The 20488-nt window shown below is 57.7% G+C and carries 21 protein-coding genes; 6 read left to right on the top strand and 15 right to left on the bottom strand.

Features of this window, described 5'->3' with window-relative positions; all coding sequences use genetic code 11:
- Positions 1-9: 9 nt before the first annotated feature.
- Together rho and WDB86_RS09985 are read right to left on the bottom strand one after the other, a co-directional pair.
- Entirely contained in the window at positions 10-1302 is a 1293-nt protein-coding gene (gene rho / locus WDB86_RS09990) for a transcription termination factor Rho (protein WP_339108610.1), read from the bottom strand.
- Between the two features lie 122 nt (positions 1303-1424).
- Positions 1425-1901 carry a CopD family protein gene (locus tag WDB86_RS09985; RefSeq protein WP_339108611.1) on the bottom strand — a complete coding sequence of 159 codons (477 nt, stop codon included), beginning with the start codon at positions 1899-1901 and terminating at the stop codon, positions 1425-1427.
- Positions 1902-2308: 407 nt separating this feature from the next.
- On the opposite strand from WDB86_RS09985, the gene WDB86_RS09980 reads away from it, so the two are divergent.
- From WDB86_RS09980 to WDB86_RS09955, 6 genes are all read left to right on the top strand, one after another.
- Positions 2309-2908: a Maf family nucleotide pyrophosphatase gene (locus WDB86_RS09980; RefSeq protein WP_406735819.1), complete on the top strand. Its 600-nt coding sequence runs from the start codon at positions 2309-2311 to the stop codon at positions 2906-2908.
- Positions 2905-3741: a shikimate dehydrogenase gene (locus tag WDB86_RS09975; protein WP_339108613.1), complete on the top strand. Its 837-nt coding sequence runs from the start codon at positions 2905-2907 to the stop codon at positions 3739-3741. Before WDB86_RS09980 ends, WDB86_RS09975 begins: the two co-directional genes overlap by 4 nt.
- Positions 3738-4337 carry a dephospho-CoA kinase gene (gene coaE, locus WDB86_RS09970; RefSeq protein ID WP_339108614.1) on the top strand — a complete coding sequence of 200 codons (600 nt, stop codon included), beginning with the start codon at positions 3738-3740 and terminating at the stop codon, positions 4335-4337. Before WDB86_RS09975 ends, coaE begins: the two co-directional genes overlap by 4 nt.
- Entirely contained in the window at positions 4330-5016 is a 687-nt protein-coding gene (gene dnaQ / locus WDB86_RS09965; protein ID WP_339108615.1) for a DNA polymerase III subunit epsilon, read from the top strand. Before coaE ends, dnaQ begins: the two co-directional genes overlap by 8 nt.
- 97 nt (positions 5017-5113) lie before the next feature.
- Positions 5114-6166 (top strand): quinolinate synthase NadA, encoded by a 1053-nt coding sequence (nadA, locus tag WDB86_RS09960; RefSeq protein WP_406735818.1) that lies wholly within the window; start codon positions 5114-5116, stop codon positions 6164-6166.
- Positions 6163-7731, top strand: a complete 1569-nt coding sequence (locus WDB86_RS09955; protein WP_406735817.1) for an L-aspartate oxidase — start codon at positions 6163-6165, stop codon at positions 7729-7731. Before nadA ends, WDB86_RS09955 begins: the two co-directional genes overlap by 4 nt.
- Before the next feature lies 1 nt (position 7732).
- Here the strand turns inward: WDB86_RS09955 and WDB86_RS09950 are convergent, their stop codons facing one another.
- The 13 genes from WDB86_RS09950 to WDB86_RS09890 form a co-directional block, all read right to left on the bottom strand.
- Positions 7733-8212: an RNA pyrophosphohydrolase gene (locus WDB86_RS09950; RefSeq protein ID WP_339108618.1), complete on the bottom strand. Its 480-nt coding sequence runs from the start codon at positions 8210-8212 to the stop codon at positions 7733-7735.
- A gap of 46 nt (positions 8213-8258) precedes the next feature.
- On the bottom strand, positions 8259-9668 hold the full coding sequence (locus WDB86_RS09945) for a S41 family peptidase (protein ID WP_339108619.1): 1410 nt from the start codon (positions 9666-9668) through the stop codon (positions 8259-8261).
- Between the two features lie 21 nt (positions 9669-9689).
- Positions 9690-10844: a murein hydrolase activator EnvC family protein gene (locus WDB86_RS09940; RefSeq protein ID WP_406735816.1), complete on the bottom strand. Its 1155-nt coding sequence runs from the start codon at positions 10842-10844 to the stop codon at positions 9690-9692.
- Positions 10844-12376: a 2,3-bisphosphoglycerate-independent phosphoglycerate mutase gene (gene gpmI, locus WDB86_RS09935; RefSeq protein ID WP_406721516.1), complete on the bottom strand. Its 1533-nt coding sequence runs from the start codon at positions 12374-12376 to the stop codon at positions 10844-10846. Before gpmI ends, WDB86_RS09940 begins: the two co-directional genes overlap by 1 nt.
- Positions 12377-12464: 88 nt before the next feature.
- On the bottom strand, positions 12465-13190 hold the full coding sequence (locus WDB86_RS09930) for a hypothetical protein (protein WP_406735815.1): 726 nt from the start codon (positions 13188-13190) through the stop codon (positions 12465-12467).
- A gap of 8 nt (positions 13191-13198) precedes the next feature.
- Entirely contained in the window at positions 13199-13666 is a 468-nt protein-coding gene (rlmH, locus tag WDB86_RS09925) for a 23S rRNA (pseudouridine(1915)-N(3))-methyltransferase RlmH (RefSeq protein ID WP_339108623.1), read from the bottom strand.
- A 16-nt stretch (positions 13667-13682) separates the two neighbouring features.
- Positions 13683-14048, bottom strand: a complete 366-nt coding sequence (gene rsfS / locus WDB86_RS09920) for a ribosome silencing factor (RefSeq protein ID WP_406721518.1) — start codon at positions 14046-14048, stop codon at positions 13683-13685.
- Between the two features lie 161 nt (positions 14049-14209).
- Positions 14210-14461, bottom strand: coding sequence for a DUF6525 family protein (locus tag WDB86_RS09915; RefSeq protein WP_339108625.1), 252 nt, complete (start codon positions 14459-14461; stop codon positions 14210-14212).
- A gap of 106 nt (positions 14462-14567) precedes the next feature.
- Positions 14568-16655, bottom strand: a complete 2088-nt coding sequence (locus tag WDB86_RS09910; RefSeq protein WP_406735814.1) for a methyl-accepting chemotaxis protein — start codon at positions 16653-16655, stop codon at positions 14568-14570.
- A gap of 187 nt (positions 16656-16842) precedes the next feature.
- Positions 16843-18087, bottom strand: a complete 1245-nt coding sequence (locus WDB86_RS09905) for a saccharopine dehydrogenase family protein (RefSeq protein ID WP_339108627.1) — start codon at positions 18085-18087, stop codon at positions 16843-16845.
- A 49-nt stretch (positions 18088-18136) separates the two neighbouring features.
- On the bottom strand, positions 18137-19234 hold the full coding sequence (gene nspC / locus WDB86_RS09900) for a carboxynorspermidine decarboxylase (protein WP_406735813.1): 1098 nt from the start codon (positions 19232-19234) through the stop codon (positions 18137-18139).
- A gap of 87 nt (positions 19235-19321) precedes the next feature.
- The gene (locus WDB86_RS09895; RefSeq protein WP_339108629.1) at positions 19322-20026 is read right to left on the bottom strand and encodes a hypothetical protein; all 705 of its coding nucleotides are present in this window, start codon (positions 20024-20026) and stop codon (positions 19322-19324) included.
- Entirely contained in the window at positions 19998-20282 is a 285-nt protein-coding gene (locus WDB86_RS09890; RefSeq protein WP_339108630.1) for a hypothetical protein, read from the bottom strand. The genes WDB86_RS09895 and WDB86_RS09890 overlap by 29 nt, the downstream gene beginning before the upstream one ends.
- Positions 20283-20488: the final 206 nt, after the last annotated feature.

Here is a 20488-nt window from a genome sequence, read left to right as displayed (position 1 = left end):
GGGAACGGATTAACCGTTCATGGAGTCGAAGAATTCCGAATTCGTTTTGGTCTGTTTGAGCTTCGAGATCAGGAACTCGATCGCATCGGTCGTGCCCATCGGGTTGAGGATGCGGCGCAACAGATAGGTCTTCTGCAGATCCTTCTGTTCAACCAGCAGATCCTCTTTCCGCGTACCGGATTTAAGGATATCCATCGCCGGGAAGACGCGCTTGTCGGCCACCTTGCGGTCCAGCACGATCTCCGAGTTCCCCGTCCCTTTGAATTCCTCAAAGATGACCTCATCCATACGCGAACCGGTATCGATCAGCGCGGTCGCGATGATCGTCAGCGACCCGCCCTCTTCGATGTTCCGTGCCGCCCCGAAGAAGCGTTTCGGGCGTTGAAGCGCGTTGGCATCCACACCACCGGTCAGAACCTTGCCCGAGCTCGGCACCACGGTGTTGAACGCGCGCCCCAGACGGGTGATCGAGTCGAGCAGGATCACCACATCGCGCTTGTGTTCAACCAGACGCTTGGCTTTTTCCATCACCATCTCGGACACGGCCACGTGGCGCGTTGCCGGTTCGTCGAAGGTCGAGGAAACAACCTCCCCCTTCACCGAACGCTGCATATCGGTCACCTCTTCCGGACGTTCGTCGATCAGAAGCACGATCAGATAGCACTCGGGGTGATTTTTCTCGATCGAGGTGGCGATATTCTGCAGCAGAACCGTTTTACCGGTCCGCGGCGGTGCCACGATCAGCGACCGCTGCCCCTTCCCGATCGGAGCAACCAGATCGATGATCCGTGCCGAGCGATCCTTGATCGTCGGGTCCTCGATCTCCATTTTCAGGCGCTCGTCGGGATAAAGCGGCGTCAGGTTATCAAAAGCAACCTTGTGACGCGCCTTTTCGGGCTCTTCAAAGTTAATTTTCTCGACTTTGGTCAGCACGAAATAGCGTTCGTTTTCACCCGGAGAGCGGATGATGCCCTCGACGGTGTCGCCAGTGCGCAACGCATGCTGGCGGATCATGTCGGGCGAGACATAGATATCGTCCGGACCCGGCAGATAGTTGGCCTCGGTCGAGCGCAGGAAGCCGAAACCGTCCTGCAACACTTCCAGAACCCCGTCCCCGCCAATGGTGATGTCTTCTTCGGCATGCGCTTTCAGCAGTGCGAACATCATTTCGCCCTTGCGCATGGTCGAGGCGTTCTCGATTTCCCACTCTTCGGCCATAGCCAGCAATGCCTTGGGGCTTTTCGCCTTCAGGTCAGCCAGATTCAGACGCTCGTCTTCGGGATGCGGACGCTCTTCGGTCATGAATTCCCCTCGCTTTCGGGCCAGCCGAAACGAAATCTCGATGTAATTGGAACGACTCCCGGCCAGGACGGTCGGGGTTTTGTCCTGCGCTAGATCAAAATCGCCCGCGAGTCAACGATTGCCTAGAATTTCACGATCACGGCGATGACAATCAGAACCATGAAAAGCGTGGGGAGCTCGTTCATCATCCGATAGGTTTTGCCGCTACGGGTATTGCGGCCATTCACAAAATCTTTCCGGCGCAATCCAAGCCAGTGATGAAACCACGTCATCCCGATCACCGAAGCCGCTTTGACCCACGACCACGCCATCGTCCAGTCAACAACGCCAGGGATCAGAACCAGACACAGACCGAAGCTCCATGCCGAGATCATCGCAGGGTTCATGATCGCTTTCAAAAGCAGACGCTCCTGATGCTGGAACAGAAGATCCATTTCCGAACCCGCTGTGACCCCCTGCTTCTTGAGCCCTTCCACGTGATACACGAAGAGCCGCGGCAAATAGAACAGCCCTGCCATCCACGCCAGCACCGACATCACGTGGAAGGCTTTGATCCACGGATAATAGATCGCGAGAAAATCTTGCACGGCTGTCAGCATGGCTTGGTCTCCGGTGTTAGGCGCCAATCTCTCTCTAAAAATAAAAATATAATTAAGAAAGAATAGAAGATGATTATAGGCCCTGTGGATACTGTGGATTCACCGTTATTCCCCGATTTATCCACAGTGGATAAACTATTTGCCCACAGAGTCGATAACCTGCACGATTTAACAAGAAAAAATCATGTTTTCAAATGTTTGCAAAGTTTGCAAAGTCCGATTCGGCTTGTGGATAAACTGGTGGGAAAAGTTAACCTATATGAGTCGCTCACAGACTGAGGAAGACTCTTCTCACAGGTGGAAAAATATCTTCGAAGCTGCGTGAAACCTGCCGATAACTGTGGAGGAAATCGCCTGTCGGGGTTATCCCCTGTTTTATACATACGGTTACCGAGAGGCTTATCCACATGACTATCCCCATCCTGCTGGCGTCCCAGTCCGAAATTCGGGCCCAATTGCTGCGCAATGCGGGGCTGGAAATCGTGGCAAAACCCGCCCGTATCGATGAAGAGATGATCCGTGCCTCGATGCAGGCAGAAGGTGCATCGCCGCGTGATGTCGCTGATTTTCTGGCCGAGATGAAAGCCAAGAAGCTCTCGCGCAGCGTCGCTGGCGTCATGGTTCTGGGGGCGGATCAGGTGCTTGATCTGGAGGGGCGGATCTTTTCCAAGCCGGACACCCAGGAAGCGGCGATTGCACAGTTACGCGCTCTTTCGGGCAAGACGCATAAGCTTTTGTCGGCGGCTGTGATCATACGTGACAATGAACCGCTCTGGCGGCATGTCGGCGTTGTGCGCCTGACGATGCATGATCTCTCGGAAGGGTTTATCGAGGAGTATGTCACGCGTAACTGGGAGTCTATCCAGCAGGCTGTCGGATGCTACAAGCTTGAAGAAGAGGGTGTGCGCTTGTTTTCCAAGGTGGAAGGCGATTATTTCCACGTATTGGGACTGCCGTTAATGGAGTTTCTGAACTGGTTGCGTGCGCGTGGGGAGCTGACAACATGAGCCATAAGAAAATTCCGCTGGCCGGTGTGATCGGTCATCCCGTGTCGCATTCGCGTTCTCCGGCATTGCACGGGTTCTGGCTGCGCAGCTATGGCTTGTCAGGTTATTATGTGCCGATGGATGTCGCGCCTGCGGATCTGGAAGCGGTTTTGCGCGGCTTGCATAAGGCCGGATTTGTCGGGGTGAATATTACCATTCCCCATAAGGAGGCGGCTCTGGCGCTGGCAGATGAGGTCAGCGACCGTGCTAAGCTGATCGGGTCTGCCAATACGCTGGTTCTGGCGGAAGATGGCAGTATTTTTGCCGATAATACGGATGGTTATGGTTTTATCGCGAATTTACGGCAAAGCGCTCCCGATTGGGAACCATCGGCGGGTCCTGCCGCTGTTCTAGGGGCTGGTGGGGCTGCGCGGGCCATTATTGTTTCCCTGTTGGAAGCTGGTGTGCCTGAAATCCGGCTGTGCAACCGCACCAAGGCGCGTGCCGAGGCGCTGGCCGAAAGCTTCGGTCCGAAGGTCAGGGTGTATGACTGGGAGGAGGCCGCAGCCATTTTTGACGGGGTGGCAACAGCGGTCAATACCACGTCTTTGGGAATGGAGGGCCAACCGCCATTCGACATCTCGCTGGATCTGTTACCGGAAACCGCATTGGCAACAGATATCGTCTATATTCCGCTGCTTACGGCTTTCCTGCAAAAGGCACAGGCGCAGGGATGCCGGATTGTGGACGGGCTGGGCATGCTGTTGCATCAGGGACGTCCGGGGTTTGAGCGCTGGTTCGGTCAAAGTCCCGAGGTAACCGAGGCCCTGCGCATCGAGGTTCTGGGGCAATGACCCGTCCTTTCATATTGGGCCTGACCGGCTCTATCGGAATGGGGAAATCGACCACGGCAGCTCTTTTTGCGGCTGCGTCCATTCCGGTTTGGGATGCGGATGCGGTCGTGCGTCAGCTTTATGATCTGGGCGGCGCTGCCGTTGCCCCGATCGCGGCGCAGTTTCCGAATGCCGTCAAGGATGGGAAGGTTGACCGCAAGGCGTTGAAGGCGCTGTTGAAAGACACACCCGAGGCGATGGTCCAGCTTGAGGCGATCGTGCATCCGTTGACCGCGCAATCTCGGACGGAGTTCGTGGCATCCCATCTGCAGGAGCCGCTGATTGTTCTGGATATTCCGCTTTTGTTTGAAACCGGCGCCGATAAAGTCTGTGATGCCGTTCTGGTGGTCAGTGCCCCTGCCGAGATCCAGAAACAGCGCGTGCTTTCACGTGGAACAATGAGCGAAGCGGAGTTCGAGCTTATTCTGTCCAAGCAGATGCCGGATGCGGAAAAACGTGCGCGCGCGGACTATGTCATCGAAACGCTTGATGTTGAAACTGCGGCTCGGGATGTGCGACGTCTGATTGACCAGATCATGGAGAAGCCTCATGCGTGAGATTGTTCTCGATACCGAGACCACCGGATTTGAACCGAACGAGGGCCACCGTATCGTTGAAATCGGTGCGGTCGAGCTGTTCAACCATATGCCGACCGGCAATCACTACCACCAGTATATCAACCCCGAGCGGGACATGCCGACAGAGGCGTTCCAGGTGCATGGTTTGGGGAATGAGTTTCTGGCTGATAAGCCGAAATTCATTGAAATCGCACAGGATTTTCTGGATTTTATCGGACCGGATTCCAAGCTGGTGATCCATAACGCCAAATTCGATATGCGGTTTCTCAATGCCGAACTTGGCTGGGTGAAAAAGCCGTTGATTGCTGATGACCGCGCGGTCGATACGCTGACAATGGCGCGGCGGATGTTTCCCGGGTCTCCGGCCACGCTTGATGCGCTATGTCGGCGGTTTTCTATCGATAACTCCTCGCGGACGCTGCATGGGGCTCTTCTGGACAGTGAAATTCTGGCCGAAGTCTATCTGGAACTTATTGGTGGGCGTCAGCCGGGCTTTGGTCTTAATCTTGATCAGCATGCCCAAAATGCTGGCCCTTCCGAGATCTGGCGCCCTGCACCACGTCCTCAGGCTCTGCCCTCCCGCGTGACCGAAATCGAGGCGGCGGCCCATGCCGCTTATGTCGAGAAGCTGGGAGAAAACGCAATCTGGAAACGCTGACTAATTGGTAAAACATAGTCTGAAATCCATTTTTCCATTCTATTGTTGGGGGAAATCGCGTAAAGGGCGGCTCAAGTGAAGGGGCTGGGAGGAAACCATGCTTGATTTTACCGCCATGCGCGCGACGCTCGCCGAAGTCTATGACCTGACACCTTCGGTCGAACTGGTCAGTTCTATGGCCGATATCCATGCGAAGATGGATCGGGTTATTCCGTTTCCGGACTTTGTCCGTTACGCCCCTTATATTGCGGCTATCAATAAGCTGAAGGCCGAAAAAAACGCGGTTATTCTGGCACATAACTATATGACGCCGGAAATCTATCATGGCGTGGCAGATGTTGTGGGGGATAGCCTGCAACTTGCCATCGAAGCGACCAAGGTCGAGGCGGATATTATCGTGCAATGCGGTGTGCATTTCATGGCCGAGACGTCGAAAATCCTCAATCCGGCAAAAACGGTGCTGATCCCTGATGTCGAGGCAGGCTGTTCGCTGGCCGAAAGCATTACTGCCGAAGGGATTGCCCAGATGCGTGCCAGATATCCGGGCGCGCCGGTTGTGTCTTATGTAAATACCACCGCCGAGGTGAAAGCGGCATCCGATATATGCTGCACTTCCTCGAACGCGACCCAGATTGTGGCGGCCTTGCCCGAAGAGACGATCATCATGACGCCGGACCAGTATCTGGCGCAGAACGTTGCCAATATGGTGCCGCAGAAAAAGATCGTCTGGTGGGAGGGCTCCTGTATCGTGCACGAGCAATATACGCCGGAAGATATCAATGATTTCCGTGCGATGAACCCGGGCACCATGATCATTGCGCATCCCGAATGCCCACCCGATGTGGTGGATGCCTGCGATTATTCCGGTTCGACCAGCGGGATCATCGACTATGTCACCACCAATAAACCCGCCAAGGCGATGCTGGTGACGGAATGCTCTATGGCATCCAATATATCAGACGCTTTGCCCGAGATCGAATTTACCGGTCCGTGCAATATGTGCCCCTATATGAAGAAGATCACGCTCGAAAAGATCCTTTGGGCGCTGCATACCGGCTCCGAAGCGGTCGAAGTCGATCCCGAGGTGGCCGGTAAGGCGCGGGTCGCTGTTGAGCGGATGATCGAGCTTTCGAAGGCGGTCGCCAAGTGACCGAGCTTGCCACCAGTCGCGTTGTGATCATTGGCGCGGGGCTTGGGGCACTTTACGCGGCAATGCGGCTGGCGCCCCGTCCGGTTCTTGTCATTTCGCCTGAAAAGCTGGGCGAGGGGGCATCTTCGGTTTGGGCGCAGGGTGGGGTTGCGGCAGCTATGGCGGCAACCGACAGTTTCGAAGCCCATGCGCGCGACACCGAAATTGCGGGGGCGGGCACTGTGGTGCCTGAAATCGCGCAGATGGTCACCTCCGAGGCGGCCCGACATATTCTGCGCCTGACCGAAATCGGAACGCCTTTCGACCGTGATGCCAGTGGCGGCTATGTCATGTCCCGCGAGGCGGCGCATTCCGCCGCGCGGGTGGTGCGGGTCAAGGGCGATCAGGCCGGGCGCGAGATCATGCAAAGCCTGATTGCCACCGTGCGCGCCACGCCTTCGATACAGGTCCTTGAAGGCGTTATGGCCGTTGATCTGCACCAGAGCGGCGATCGTGTGACCGGTATCTTTCTGACGCGCGCGGACCAGCCCTCGGAAAGCGTTCTGCTTCATGCGCCTGCGATCCTGATGGCCGGCGGTGGTTCGGGCGGGTTGTTTGCCGTTACGACCAATCCGGCGCGGATACGGGGGCAGGTGATCGGCATGGCGGCGCGGGCAGGGGCTGTGATTGCCGATGCCGAATTCGTGCAGTTCCATCCCACGGCGATTGCTGTCGGATTGGATCCTGCGCCACTGGCGACCGAGGCCTTGCGGGGCGAGGGCGCAGTTTTGCTGAATAACATGGGGCAGCGCTTCATGCTGGACGAGCATCCTGATGCCGAGCTTGCCCCGCGCGACATCGTGGCCCGTGCCGTTTACCGCGAATATCAGGCTGGTCGGCAGCCGGTTCTGGATACCCGCGCCGTGCTCGGTGCCGAGATACACGAGCGTTTCCCGTCTGTCGCACGGGCTTGTCTGGCCGCGGGGATCGATCCGGCCTTGACCCCCATTCCGGTGGCTCCGGCGGCGCATTACCATATGGGCGGTATCTGGGTCGACAGGCTGGGCCGGAGTAGCCTGAAGGGCCTCTGGGCCTGTGGTGAAGCGTCTTCGACCGGGTTACACGGGGCCAACCGGCTGGCATCGAACGGGCTTCTGGAGGCGCTTGTCTATGGCCGGATCTGTGCGGATGACATCGGCAAGGAAATCGCGCTTTGTGACGTGCCCGAAGTCACATTGGATTTTGCCGCCGGTGGTCGTCAGCCTTGCGCGGATACTATCGCCAAGCTGCGTCAGGCGATGACGGATGGGGTCGGTGTCATTCGGGATAAGGCGGGGCTGGAAAAAACGATTTCTGTTATTTCTGAAATGTCGAGAAATGAGGAAAATATCGTTTTCCAGAATATGCTGGCCACCGCGACACTGATTGCCTGTGCCGCCCATCAGCGCCGCGAAAGCCGTGGCGGGCATTTCCGTTCGGATTATCCGCAGCCCGATCCTGCACAGGCCCAACGCAGCCTGATGCTGCTGGCCGAGGCCGAGGCGCTGCGCGACAGGGTGTCGGCCTCTCTCGCGCAGCCTGCTTGAGCTATTTCACGAGATCTTTGAATTCGGCCAGAACGGTTTCATAGACCTTGCGCTTGAACGGCACGATCGAGGTGATCAGCTCGTCGGCGGATTTCCACGCCCATTCCGAGAATTCGGGATGTTCGGTGGCAATATTGACCGCGCTATCCTCGGCCAGAAAGCGGAAGGCGAACCATTTCTGTTTCTGGCCACGATATTTTCCGCCCCAGACCTTGCCCAAAAGCTCGTCGGGAAGATCATAGGTCACCCAGTCTTCGGTCTTGCCAAGCTTTTCGACCATATCCGCAGTCAGGCCGGTTTCCTCCCATAGCTCGCGCAGACCGGCTTCTTTGGGCTTTTCACCCTCGTCGATACCGCCTTGCGGCATCTGCCATGCGTCGACCTTGGCATCGATGCGCTTTCCGGCCCAGATCAGGCCGTCGTGATTGATCAGCACGATACCGACGCAGGGCCGGTAGGGGAGCTTGCTGAAATCCTGCATATCCGTTGTCCTTCAAAGAAAAGGGGCCCCGAAGGGCCCCGTCCTGTTACTTTTTCGTCTCTGCTTTTTGCGGCGCGGGGGCGGGCGCTTCTGTTGCATCTTGGGCCGCCTTCTCGGCAACCTCCGGTGCGATAGCACTCAGACCCTTGAGGATATCGATCGCATAGGCCAGCTGGTAGTCCTGCTTGCGCAGTTCTGCCGCATCGGCTGCACGCTTCATCTCTTCCTCGGCCTGCTTTTTCTCTTCCTCGGTCATCGAGTCATTGCTGAGAACGCCACGCAGATCGGCTTCGGAGCGCATATGGCTTGCGCTGCTGGCCGTATCATCCTCTTCCGCATTGGCTTGCGGGGCGGGTTGGGCCACAACGATATCGGGCGCAATCCCCAAAGACTGGATCGACCGGCCCGAGGGCGTGTAATAGCGCGCGGTGGTCAGACGCATCGCGCCTTCATTCTTGATCGGCATAACGGTCTGAACCGAGCCTTTGCCAAAGCTCTTCTCGCCCACCACAATCGCACGGCGATGGTCTTGCAGGGCACCGGTCACAATTTCGGATGCCGAGGCAGAGCCGCCATTGATCAGGACCACAATCGGCTTGCCCTGTGCCAGATCGCCCGGCGTGGCGTTGAAACGCTCGCTGTCTTCGGGGTTGCGGCCGCGGGTCGACACGATCTCGCCCTTGTCGATAAAGGCATCCGACACTGCAATGGCTTGCGTCAGAAGACCACCGGGGTTGTTGCGCAGATCCAGCACGAAGCCCGAGACCTTATCCATCCCGCCAGCTTCCTTCACTTTCTCTTCAAGCTGCTGCTTGAGATTGGGGAAGGTCTGGTCGTTAAAGGTCGAAATCCGCAGCACCACGGTCGATCCTTCCAGACGGCCTTTCACAGCGGTCATCTTGATCGTATCGCGGGTCATGGTCACGTCGAAGGGGTCTTGTTCGCCCTTGCGCGCAATGGTGACGGTGATTTCGGATCCCACGGGACCGCGCATCAGATCGACCGCCTGATCAAGGGTCAGCCCCAGAAGGCTTTCCCCATTCACATGGGTGATGAAATCGCCGGTTTTCAGGCCCGCTTCGGCGGCAGGGGTCCCATCCATCGGGGACACGACTTTGACAAAGCCGTCTTCCTGCGTCACCTCGATACCAAGACCGCCAAAGCTGCCGCGGGTCTGGACCTGCATATCCTGATAATCGTCGGGCGGCATATAGCTCGAATGCGGATCGAGCGAGCTGAGCATCCCGTTCACAGCGGCTTCAATCAGCTTCTTGGGGTCGGTTTCCTCGACATAATCCTTGCGGATACGCTCGAAGATGTCGCCGAACAGGTCGAGCTGCTCGTAGACCGCGGCATTGTCATCCGCTTCCTGCGCCATCAGGGGCGCGGCGATCTGCGTCGACATCACGATCCCTGCGACCGTTCCGCCCAGAGCCGCCATGACCAGTTTTCTCATCCTAACCTCAATCCCGTCCTATTATTTCGAGCCGTGAGCAAACCAATCAGCAGGATTGATCGGCTCGTCGCCCTTGCGTAATTCCATATAAAGCGTTTCCGTTCGGTCGGCGCTACTACCTTTGACGGCGCTGTCGACAAATTCGACACCGAATTCACGGGCGCTTGGTTCTTTGCCACCCATCATGCCCAATGCACCGCCTTGCGGCACAACGTCACCCGTTTCTCCATACACGGTTCCCAGCCCTGCCAGAACCAAAAGATATCCGTCCGATGGTTCGATCACCATCACATTTCCGTAGTCCAGAAGCGGGCCGAGATAACGAATAGTTGCAGGCCAGGGGGCGGTTACCAAGGCCGAAGGAGCAGTGGCGATCACCCAGCCGGGGCGGCGAATACCGGCGGCATCGGCCTCGTTATACTTGCGTAACACACTGCCGATCACCGGCAGGGGCAGTTTTCCCTTGGCAGACTGGAAGTCATTGACCGGCGCGCCGATATCGCTGTCCAGATCCAGAATGCCGCTGGCAAAGGCTTCCAGCGTATCGGCGCTTTGCACGAGCTGCTGAAGATCCTGTGGCGTTTCCAGATAACGTCCGGGCAGCGCCTCGCGCTTGGCAATGGCTTCGGCAAGCTGGGTGCGCGCGCGCTGGACAGATTCCATGCCCTTGGCCAGAACGTCGATTGCGCCTTGCTGGATGTCGCGCATCTGTTTGATCTCGTCGAGCTTGACCGAAAGCTCCTTGGCTTGCGCTTGCAGGGCAGGGGTCACCGATCCGAGGATCATGCCGGAGCGGGCCGTGCCGACCGGACCCGCAGGATGCATCAGCAGCATCGGGCCGTCGGATTGCTGCATGGACGACATCACCCCCAGCAGCCTGCCGATTTCATCACGTTTGCCATCGAAGCTCTGTTTGATTTCCGCCTCGCGAATGGCAAGGCGCCGCAATCCGTCGCGCAGCGCACTCAGCCCGTGCTCGTAGGCGTTGATCGTGGCAGTCAGGCTTTCGATCCGTTCGGATTTGGTCTTCGCATCATCCATGGCGGCAATGGCACCGCGCAGATTTTGCGCGGCTTGCAAAGCATTATCCATTGCCGGATTACCTGCGGCAAAGACCGCACCGGACATCAGGCCATAAAACAGGGCCGAACCAAGAAACCGAAAGCCGAACCGCATCAGAGATCGATCAGGCTCTGGCCCGTCATTTCTTCCGGCACGGGCAGGCCCATCAGACCCAGAAGCGTCGGGGCCAGATCGGCAAGACGGCCCGTATGCAACTTGGCACCAGCCGGCCCGCCCACCAGTGCGACAGGCACCAGATTGGTGGTATGCGCGGTATGCGGACCACCGGTTTCGGGGTCGATCATGGTTTCACAGTTGCCGTGATCGGCGGTGATGACCATCGCGCCTCCCGCCTTTTCCAGCGCCTCGCGCACGCGGCCGATATCGCGGTCGATCTCCTCGCAGGCGGCCATCGCGGCTTCCAGCGATCCGGTATGGCCTACCATATCGCCATTGGCATAATTCACCACGATCAGGTCGTAGCCTGCCTCGATCGCTTCGACGAATTTATCGGTCACTTCGGGGGCGGACATTTCGGGCTGCAGATCATAGGTCGCCACTTTCGGCGATTTCGGCATGAAACGGTCCTCGCCCTCCCACGGCTCTTCCTTGCCACCATTCAGGAAGAAGGTCACATGCGGGTATTTCTCGGTTTCGGCAAGGTGGAACTGGCTCTTGCCCTGTTTCGAGACCCATTCGCCCAGCGTATTGACGATTTTCTTTTTGGGGTAGGCGGTTGTCATATAGGCGTTATGGCTGTCGGAATATTCGACCATGCCCAGCAGAGCCGCCCATTCGGGGCGGGCAGATGTGTCGATACCGTCTTCGGCAAAATCGGGGTCAGCCAGGGCCTTGAGGATTTCGCGCGCACGGTCAGCGCGGAAGTTGAGGCAGAAGAAACCGTCGCCCGATTGCGTGCCCTTGTAATCGCCGATGACGGTGGGTGCGATAAATTCATCCATCTTGCCCGCGTCATAGCTTTGCTTGACGGCTGCCTGAGGCGTTTCGGCATGCGACACATCCCCTGCGGCTTTGGTGATCGCGTCATAGGCGCGCCCGACACGTTCCCAACGGTTGTCGCGGTCCATTGCCCAATAACGCCCGATCACGGTGCCCACACGCGCCCCTTCCGGCAGACGGTCCATCAGTTCGTCGATAAAGCGCGCCGCACTGTCGGGGGCCACATCGCGCCCGTCAGTGATTGCATGCAGCACAACCGGAACACCGGCCTCGGCCAGCGCGCGGCATCCCGCCAGAACATGTTCGATATGACCATGCACGCCGCCATCCGACACCACCCCGAACAGATGGGCGGTTCCGCCGGATTGCTTCATCTTCTCGGTAAAGGCCAGCAGCGCCTCGTTCTTGAAAAACGACCCGTCCTCGATGGCCAGATCGATCTGGCCCAGATCCATCGCCACCACGCGGCCCGCACCGATATTGGTGTGGCCCACTTCCGAATTGCCCATCTGTCCCGTCGGCAGCCCGACATCGGGGCCGAAGGTGATCAGCGTTGATTTCGGGCATTCGGCCCAGATCCGGTCGATATTGGGGGTTTTGGCAAGGGCAGGGGCGTTGCCGACCGTCTCGGCGCGTTCGCCCCAACCGTCAAGAATACAAAGAACAACGGGCTTAGGATGGGTCATGGCGGCCTCTTTCAAATCAGCAGGTTCTGCATAAGCGTTCCTCAGCCATGCGGCAAGTTTCTCGGACAGGTTCTCCGAAATTCTGCGATCAAGCGGCGGTGAACAGAATTCGGGCCGCCTTTGGCTCGGAACAAGGGATTTCAGTTAAAAATGCGGCATTGAACAGGGTTTCCAACGCCTCATCCGGTTCATCGGCGTAAGAGCGGCGCAGATCAAGAACCACGGCCCCGCCCATACGCAACGTTTTTTGGAAGATCGGCAGATAGGTCGGGATCGGGTAGTGAAACCCGCAGGATAATGTGGAGATGACCAGATCGGCATGCAGCCCGTCAATCTGCTCCGGCGTCTTGCGCGGGTTGATCCGGCGCACCCGCTTGGCGCCGTTTTGACGCAAAAGCTCTGCCGCTTCGGCCAGCGAGGCATATCCCGCCCCTGTCTCCGCCCAGAAATGGTATTGTTCCGGTGTCTCCTCGATATCGATCAGCAGGAAGGACGGATCGTGATCGACCAGCAGGAAAAGGTCCCCCAAAGCCTGACCGCATCCGATATCGATCACCGATTTCGGCTCTATCTGGGCTTTGGCAAGGGCTGCGGCCAGATGCTGGTGATCGGCATGCAATTCACCAAGGACGGAGTCGAATATGGCGCGACGATGCGTTTCTGCGTCCCGCATCAGCGGGGTAGGGTCGCCGTTACTCCATGCTTTCTGGGCCGATCTCGAAATATGGCGCGTGCGTTGATAGCCCAGCAGAGCGATCCCGCGCGGTGACAGGGCCTCATCCGAAAACATCTGGAACTCAGAGGCTTGCATCATCTGCCCTGTTAGACGCGGTGATAGGGGGTACCGGCCAGAATTTGTCCGGCGCGATAGATCTGTTCGGCCAGCATGACGCGCACCAACATATGCGGCCAGACCATTTTCCCGAAGCTGATCGAGAAATCTGCGCGCTGGCGCAGGGAAGGGTCGATACCGTCCGCGCCACCGATGATAAAGCACACATCCCGCGCCTGATCGCGCCAGCCACCCAGTTTTTCCGCGAAATCGGGCGAGGAAATAACCTGCCCGCGTTCGTCAAGCGTAACGATCGCGGCCCCTTCGGGGATCGCGCGTTCAAGCAGCTTGGCCTCTTCCGCCATTCCCAGATTGCGTTTGTCTTCGACTTCAACGACCGAAGCGGACCCCAGCCCAAGGCTACGGCCCGCTTTATTGAAACGGTCGAGATAGTCGGTGATCAGCGTCAACTCTGGGCTTTTGCGCAGCCTGCCTACCGCCAGAACGGTTACTTTCATCTTGCGGCTATCCGGATCAGATGGGGTCGCCCGTCGGCACCCACATTTTTTCCAGTTGGTAGAATTCGCGCACTTCCGGACGGAACACATGAACGATGACATCATTCGCGTCGACCAGAACCCAATCGCCGGCTTCTTTGCCCTCGATTTTGCAGATGATACCGAATTCGTCTTTCAGCCGCTCTGCAAGTTTCTCGGCAATTGCGGCCACCTGACGGCTGGAGCGGCCAGAGCAAATCACCATATGATCCGAGATCGACGACCGACCGGCCAGATTGATCGTAACGATTTCTTCGGCCTTGTCGTCATCAAGCGAGCTGAGGACGCGTTCTAGAATTTGGTCGCTTTTCAAATTGGTACTTGCCACGATATCAGCAGTCATAGGCACCACCATTGCACCGGAATTGACCGCTGCGAGTTCAGGATGAGACAGGACATAGTCCTCCGAGAGTTGCACGCCGTCCAAGCCCCGACGCTGGGCATGAGGTCAAAATAACATCCGGCGCAGGAAATCTCAACTTTGGCTGGAGGAAATTCGACGCGTCATGTGAAGCGGGCCGCACGATCGCGTTCAAGTGCCCGTTTTTCTGCGCGGTCCAGACGGGTAATAATCTGGGAAAGGCCTTCTCCGCGCGCTTGTGCGCGTGACCAGATCTTGTGGCACGAGCGGGCAGACCAAGGCAGGGCGGCTTGTGCGACCCACCGCCTGAGCGGCGCAGGCAGCGCATCGTAATTTTGCATCGTATTGGTTTTCAAAGGGCGCTTCAGGCGCGTCGAGCCCAGATTTCCCACCATGTCTGCTCCGGCTATATGTAATACTATATCATTACATATAGCCGGAGCGATTTTCAAGCCGCCTGAAAAGCCGCCCTTGCAGAGCGGCTTTCAATGGGGCGAAACCTCAGAAGTCTTCCCAGTCATCGTTGATATCAGGACCATTGGCCTGTTTCTTGATAACAGGCTGTGGTGCCGGTTTGACGGCGGTCTTCATAGGGGCTGCCGGTTTTGCGTTAGACGGGACAGGCTTTGGCGTTGACGCGGCGCTCCACGATCCCGACCGGTTTTCCGACGTTTTGGACACGGGCTGACAGAGTTTGAATTGCGCGGTGGAGCTTCGCAGATCACTTGCGGCAAGTGTCAGTTGCTTGCTGGCCATCAGCGTGTCCTGGAAAAGTGCCGTATTTTGCTGGCTATTGGCATCCAGATGCGCGACCGAATTGTTGATCTCGGACACACCGGCAGATTGTTCGGTGGCCGAACGGGCGATATCCGAAACATGGTGCGAAATGCGCGATACCGATGCGGCGATCCGTTGCAAGGCGCTGCCTGCTTCGTTGACCATTGTTGCGCCCTTGGACACGTGGTCCCCGCTTTCCGAAATCAAAGTGTTGATTTCCCGAGCGGCTTCCGATGATCGTTGTGCCAATGCGCGCACTTCCGAAGCCACCACAGCAAAACCGCGACCGGCCTCCCCTGCGCGGGCAGCTTCTACCCCGGCATTGAGCGCCAGAAGATTGGTCTGGAAGGCGATATCGTCAATCACATCGATGATCCGCGAGATCCGGCCAGAGCTGTCCTGAATTTGCTGCATCGCATCCACGGCTTGCGAAACAACATCTCCGCTACGTTCGGCCTCGCCACGGGCTTCCTGCACGACCTTGTCGGCCTCTGTCGCGCCTTGAGCGGCTTGCTGGACGGACGAGGTCAGTTCTTGGAGGGCTGCGGCTGTTTCTTCCAGAGTCGCCGCGGTGGTTTCTGTCTTGCGGGCGACATCTTCGGACGAGGCCGTGATATCAAGCCCCTGCTGTTCGATCACCTCGGCAGTCTGGCTGATTGTTCCGATGAGACTTTCCAGCTTGGTGACCGTACGATTGAAGTCATTGCGCAGTGTTTCATACTCTGCCGGAAATGCTGTTTCCAGCCGGCGGGTCAGATCGCCCTCTGCCAGAGCGTTCAGAGCAATAGCCAGTTCGGAAACCACCTTACGCTGTTTGTCGGCATTGGCTTCCCGTTCGGCATCGCTTTGGGCGCGCATAAGGTCACGCTCGGCCTGATCGGCGGCGCTGCGCTCCATCTCGCGGCGTTCGGCGGCAAGGGCCTCTGTTTCGCGATGGCGACGCTCTTCCTCGGCTTGGGCCTTCAGGGCCTCCTGCTCCGCCTTATGGCGGCTGGCTTCCTGTTCCATTTCTGCGCCACGACGGATCGACATCTGGAAGGTCTCGACCGCCCGCGCCATTTCCCCGATTTCGTCTTTTTGCCCCGTGAAAGGAACGGCACTGTCCACATCACCATCCGACAGACGCCCCATACGCAGCTTCAGATCGCGGATCGGAGCGGTTACAGAACGTGCGATCAGCCAGCAGACCAGCCCGACAAGGATGAAACCGGCAATGAAGATGGCTGCGGCAATATTGCGGATCTGGGCGATCTGGGCCTGAATATCTTCGATATAGGAGCCGGTAGCGATGACCCAGCCCCAGGGTTCGAAGGCGCGGGCATAGCTGATTTTCGGAATCTGTTCGTCTGCGCCATCATCTCCGGTGCGTTTCGAACTGTAATGCAACAGCCCGCCGCCTGCTGTGGCAAGATCGCGCAGATCGCGATAGACATAAATGCCGTTGGGATCGGTGAACTGGCTCTGGTCCTGACCGGCGCGCTGGGGATCACGGCCATGCGCGACAAGTTTCATATCATTCGTAAAAGCAAAAAGATAATTGCCGTCATCATAGCGGGCGGCGTTCAGAATCCGTGCGCCTTCCGCTTTGGCCTCATCAAGCGTGCGTCGGCCCTTGGCAACGTCTTCTTGCAGGGCGACAAGCTGGCTGACATTGCTATCGACAACATCGCGAAGATGGGCCTCGCGCATCTCATATGTATTTCTGACCATAAAGCTGAACATGGTGACCGCAATGGCCAGGCTGGTCAGAACGGAAAATACGATAATCGAATAAATCCGCGTGGAAATCCGCAGATTCGAGACAAACTTCATGACAACACTCCTGATATCACCAGAAGAGGTTGTAAACGAAACTCGTGAATCCTTTCTTGCCAGCCGTCTTTTCACGCGCGCGCCGGACAGGAAAACATATATTTCCAGAGTGTTTTTTCGATCTTCGCGCAAAGAAAAACCCGCCAAGGTTGCGGCGGGTTTTCCGTATCATCTCATGACTGTAGACTCAGGCATTCCATGCCTTGTCTTCGCCACCAATGCCGCCAATCTGCACGCGGGTCGGCAGACCGATCTTGTCGAGGATGGTGAAGAAGGGCTTGGGATCCAGCTCTTCGACGTTCTTCATCGTCTTGGCATCCCATTCGCCCGAGGCAACCAGCATGGCAGCCGCCACCGGCGGCACACCTGCCGTATAGGAGATGCCCTGCGAGCCGACTTCCTCATAGGCTTCTTTGTGATCGGCCACGTTATAGACGAACAGCTCGACATCCTTGCCGTCTTTCGTGCCCTTCACCAGATCACCGATACAGGTCTTGCCGGTATAATCGGGTGCCAGCGAAGACGGATCGGGCAGCACGGCCTTCACCACCTTCAGCGGCACCACTTCCTGACCTTCGGCGGTTTTCACCGGCTGCTCGGACAAGAGGCCCAACGATTTCAGCACCGTGAAAACGTTGATATAATGGTCACCGAAGCCCATCCAGAAACGCACATCGGCCTGCGGATAGTTGGTTGCCAGCGAATGCACCTCGTCATGGCCCGATTGATAGGCCTTAGAGGGGCCCACCACCGGAAGATCCCATGTCTTGCCCGAGGCAAACATCGAGGTTTCCTTCCATTTCTGGTCTTCCCAGTAATAGACGGTGCCGGTGAATTCGCGGAAGTTGATCTCGGGGTCGAAGTTCGTCGCGAAATAGCGGCCATGCGAGCCCGCGTTGATATCGACGATATCGATCGACTTCACTTCGTCCATCTGGTCGATGGCGAAACGCGCATAGGCATTCACCACGCCCGGATCGAAGCCCGCGCCCAGAATGGCGGTGATGCCCTTCTCGGTGCAGGTATCGCGGCGCTTCCACTCGTAATTGGCATACCACGGCGGCGTCTCGCAGATCTTCTCGGGCTCTTCATGGATCGCGGTGTCGATATAGGCGGCACCGGTCTCGATGCAGGCGTCCAGCACATACATATTCACGAAGGCAGAGCCTACATTGATGACGATCTGCGCATCCACCTTGCGGATCAGATCAGTCACGGCGGCGGTGTCGCGCGCATTGACTTCATGCGTGTCGAACGTGCCGTCGACTTTCATCGCCTTCTTCTCGTGAACACTGGCAACGATGGCATCGCATTTCGACTTCGTGCGCGACGCGATATGCAGCGCCCCGAACACATCGTTGTTTTGCGCGCATTTATGCGCCACGACCTGCGCCACGCCACCGGCACCGATGATGAGCACGTTCTTTTTCACTTCGGCTGTCTCCTTTTTCTCTTGGACAGGGGAAGGGGGCTTTTAACCCTCAGGACAACGAAGACCGGTAGTCTTCGTAGGTGAATTCGCGGACCGGCGTGATGGTGCCGTCCTTCTCGCGGATGGCAATGGCGGGCATGGCCACACCGTTGAACCAGTTCTTCTTGACCATCGTATAGCCTGCCGCATCGGCAATGCTGATACGATCGCCAATTTCCAGCGGCGCGTCAAAACGGGCATCGCCAAAGATATCACCCGCAAGGCAGGTTTTGCCCGCAATCTGATATTCATGCGCGCCATTCTGCGGCAGTTTCGCCGTTTCGCGATAGATCAGCAGGTCCAGCATATGCGCCTCGATCGAGCTATCGACAATCGCGACCTTCTTGCCGTTATCGACGATATCCAGCACGGTGACCTCAAGGCTGGCGGTCTTGGTGATCGAGGCCTCGCCCGGTTCCAGATAGACTTGCACGCCGAGGCTTTGGGAAAACGCCTTCAGACGCGCGGCCAGTTTTTCAAGTGGGTAGCCCTCGCCGGTGAAATGGATACCGCCGCCAAGGCTGACCCAATCGAGCTTTTTCAGGAAAGACCCGAATTCCGTCTCGATCCGCGTCAACTGGCTGTCGAACAGGTCGAAATCACCATTCTCGCAGTTGTAATGGATCATCACGCCGGAAATCCGGTCAAGTGCACTTTCCAGCCGCTCCAGATCCCATTCGCCCAAGCGCGAGAATTGCCGCGCGGGGTCTGCCAGATCAAAGCCCGAGGTCGAGAACCGCGGATTGAGCCGCAGGCCCGACTGGATGCCCTTGGCCTGCGCCTTATCGGCGAAACGGTGGAGCTGGCTGAGCGAGTTGAAGATGATCTTATCGGCATAGGAAATCGCCTCGTCGATCTCGTGATCGGCCCAAGCCACGGAATAGGCATGGGTTTCCTTGCCGAATTTCTCATGCCCCAGATGCAGCTCGTAGAGCGAGGAAGACGTCGTGCCATCCATATAGTCGCGCATCGTGTCAAACACCGACCAAGTGGCAAAGCACTTCAGCGCCAAAAGCGCCTTGGCACCCGATAGCTCCCGCAGGCGTGCGACCTTTTCCATATTCTGGACCAGCTTTGCGCGATCAAGCAGATAGAATGGCGTTTGCATTGGGCATCTCCGGATATCGGGGCATTCGTTTGGCCATATAGGGCCGATATACCCCGCCCGCAAGCGAAGCCTTTATGACGGAAGGCTTCAGTCCACCTTCAGGCGCGACGGTTCAACCGCCAGCGTATAGCCCTTGCGGGCAATGTTGCGCACCAGCAGCTCGGCCACAAGCTGGTTGCCCAGACTGTCGCGCAGCCGCTTGATACGGGTGGCGCCTGCGGCTTCCTCACAATCGGCCTCGGGCTTGCCGCTGATCATCGCCTCGATCTGGATGCCGGTCAGAATGTCATCGTCCAGCCGCGCCTCGGCCAGAACGGCCAGAGTCTCAATCGCGGCAGGGGTCAGGGTAAAGCCCATGTCATTCAGCATCACCATATTTTCCGCCCGCAAGATGCGCAGGGATTGCACCTCGATGCCCTGACGGCTGATCTCGGCCATACGTTTGTTCTGCGCGATGATCATGATCAGGAAGACCAGCGCCACCACCAGAAGCGCCGTGGCAAAGACCAGCAGGATGAAGATGATCATCCGGTAGCTTTGCAGCACCTCGGAAAAGGCCGTGCCCGATTGCGCCAGCACCTCCAGAAGGCGCAGCTGGGTGGGCTGGGTCAGCGCGTCATTGGCGACAAAGATCTGCTCGACCCGCGTGTTGAAGGCATCCGCATCCGGCAGCGCCAGAAACAGCAAAGCTGCCGCCAGCCCCAGAATGGTGGTGATGGCCACCACGCCCCAGATCAGCGCCCGCTGCCCTGTCCGTAGCCCCTCAGTAACGGAGGAAATAGCTTCCCGCACTTTGCTTCCTTTTTTCCAGCCCGTCGTCCCCGAATACGGAAACGATATTGAGTAGCGTCCAGCCGCCGCGTTTCAGGCGCGGTGCCAGCGCAGCCCGCGCCGCATCACGGCTGCAGGCAGTGTCGGGGAGTTTCGCAACCCCGTAATGCAGCCGCAAGGGATCGTCCTGCTTGGCCTTGTAATCGGCATAACAGTCCGCATGCGCAGGGGCTGCAAGGGCACATATAAGTGCGAGGATGATGGCAACAGGTTTCATAGGCCGGATTTTGCGCAAGAGCGCTTTGCCATTCAATAGCAAAGGCTTTTTAGGCGGATGTTATCCGATGACACGCTGTTGATCCGCATGGTTCTGCCGATGATATCCAATGACAGCGCGGCGATATTGCCTGTCTGGCGGGAGACGGCGCATCAGGGGCTATCCGCTTCGCAACTGTGCCGGAGCCTGTTCTATCAGGAGTTAGA

The sequence above is a fragment of the Thioclava sp. GXIMD4215 genome (assembly GCF_045291555.1).
GTDB lineage: Bacteria > Pseudomonadota > Alphaproteobacteria > Rhodobacterales > Rhodobacteraceae > Thioclava > Thioclava litoralis.
This window is presented reverse-complemented; position numbering and strand designations above follow the sequence as displayed.

Bases quoted from the DNA above. Each gene is read 5' to 3' on its own strand.
- rho (WP_339108610.1), bottom strand. From the start codon at position 1,302: ATGACCGAAGAGCGTCCGCATCCCGAAGACGAGCGTCTGAATCTGGCT.
- WDB86_RS09985 (WP_339108611.1), bottom strand. From the start codon at position 1,901: ATGCTGACAGCCGTGCAAGATTTTCTCGCGATCTATTATCCGTGGATC.
- WDB86_RS09980 (WP_406735819.1), top strand. From the start codon at position 2,309: ATGACTATCCCCATCCTGCTGGCGTCCCAGTCCGAAATTCGGGCCCAA.
- WDB86_RS09975 (WP_339108613.1), top strand. From the start codon at position 2,905: ATGAGCCATAAGAAAATTCCGCTGGCCGGTGTGATCGGTCATCCCGTG.
- coaE (WP_339108614.1), top strand. From the start codon at position 3,738: ATGACCCGTCCTTTCATATTGGGCCTGACCGGCTCTATCGGAATGGGG.
- dnaQ (WP_339108615.1), top strand. From the start codon at position 4,330: ATGCGTGAGATTGTTCTCGATACCGAGACCACCGGATTTGAACCGAAC.
- nadA (WP_406735818.1), top strand. From the start codon at position 5,114: ATGCTTGATTTTACCGCCATGCGCGCGACGCTCGCCGAAGTCTATGAC.
- WDB86_RS09950 (WP_339108618.1), bottom strand. From the start codon at position 8,212: ATGCAGGATTTCAGCAAGCTCCCCTACCGGCCCTGCGTCGGTATCGTG.
- WDB86_RS09945 (WP_339108619.1), bottom strand. From the start codon at position 9,668: ATGAGAAAACTGGTCATGGCGGCTCTGGGCGGAACGGTCGCAGGGATC.
- WDB86_RS09940 (WP_406735816.1), bottom strand. From the start codon at position 10,844: ATGCGGTTCGGCTTTCGGTTTCTTGGTTCGGCCCTGTTTTATGGCCTG.
- gpmI (WP_406721516.1), bottom strand. From the start codon at position 12,376: ATGACCCATCCTAAGCCCGTTGTTCTTTGTATTCTTGACGGTTGGGGC.
- WDB86_RS09930 (WP_406735815.1), bottom strand. From the start codon at position 13,190: ATGATGCAAGCCTCTGAGTTCCAGATGTTTTCGGATGAGGCCCTGTCA.
- rlmH (WP_339108623.1), bottom strand. From the start codon at position 13,666: ATGAAAGTAACCGTTCTGGCGGTAGGCAGGCTGCGCAAAAGCCCAGAG.
- rsfS (WP_406721518.1), bottom strand. From the start codon at position 14,048: ATGACTGCTGATATCGTGGCAAGTACCAATTTGAAAAGCGACCAAATT.
- WDB86_RS09915 (WP_339108625.1), bottom strand. From the start codon at position 14,461: ATGGTGGGAAATCTGGGCTCGACGCGCCTGAAGCGCCCTTTGAAAACC.
- WDB86_RS09910 (WP_406735814.1), bottom strand. From the start codon at position 16,655: ATGAAGTTTGTCTCGAATCTGCGGATTTCCACGCGGATTTATTCGATT.
- nspC (WP_406735813.1), bottom strand. From the start codon at position 19,234: ATGCAAACGCCATTCTATCTGCTTGATCGCGCAAAGCTGGTCCAGAAT.
- WDB86_RS09890 (WP_339108630.1), bottom strand. From the start codon at position 20,282: ATGAAACCTGTTGCCATCATCCTCGCACTTATATGTGCCCTTGCAGCC.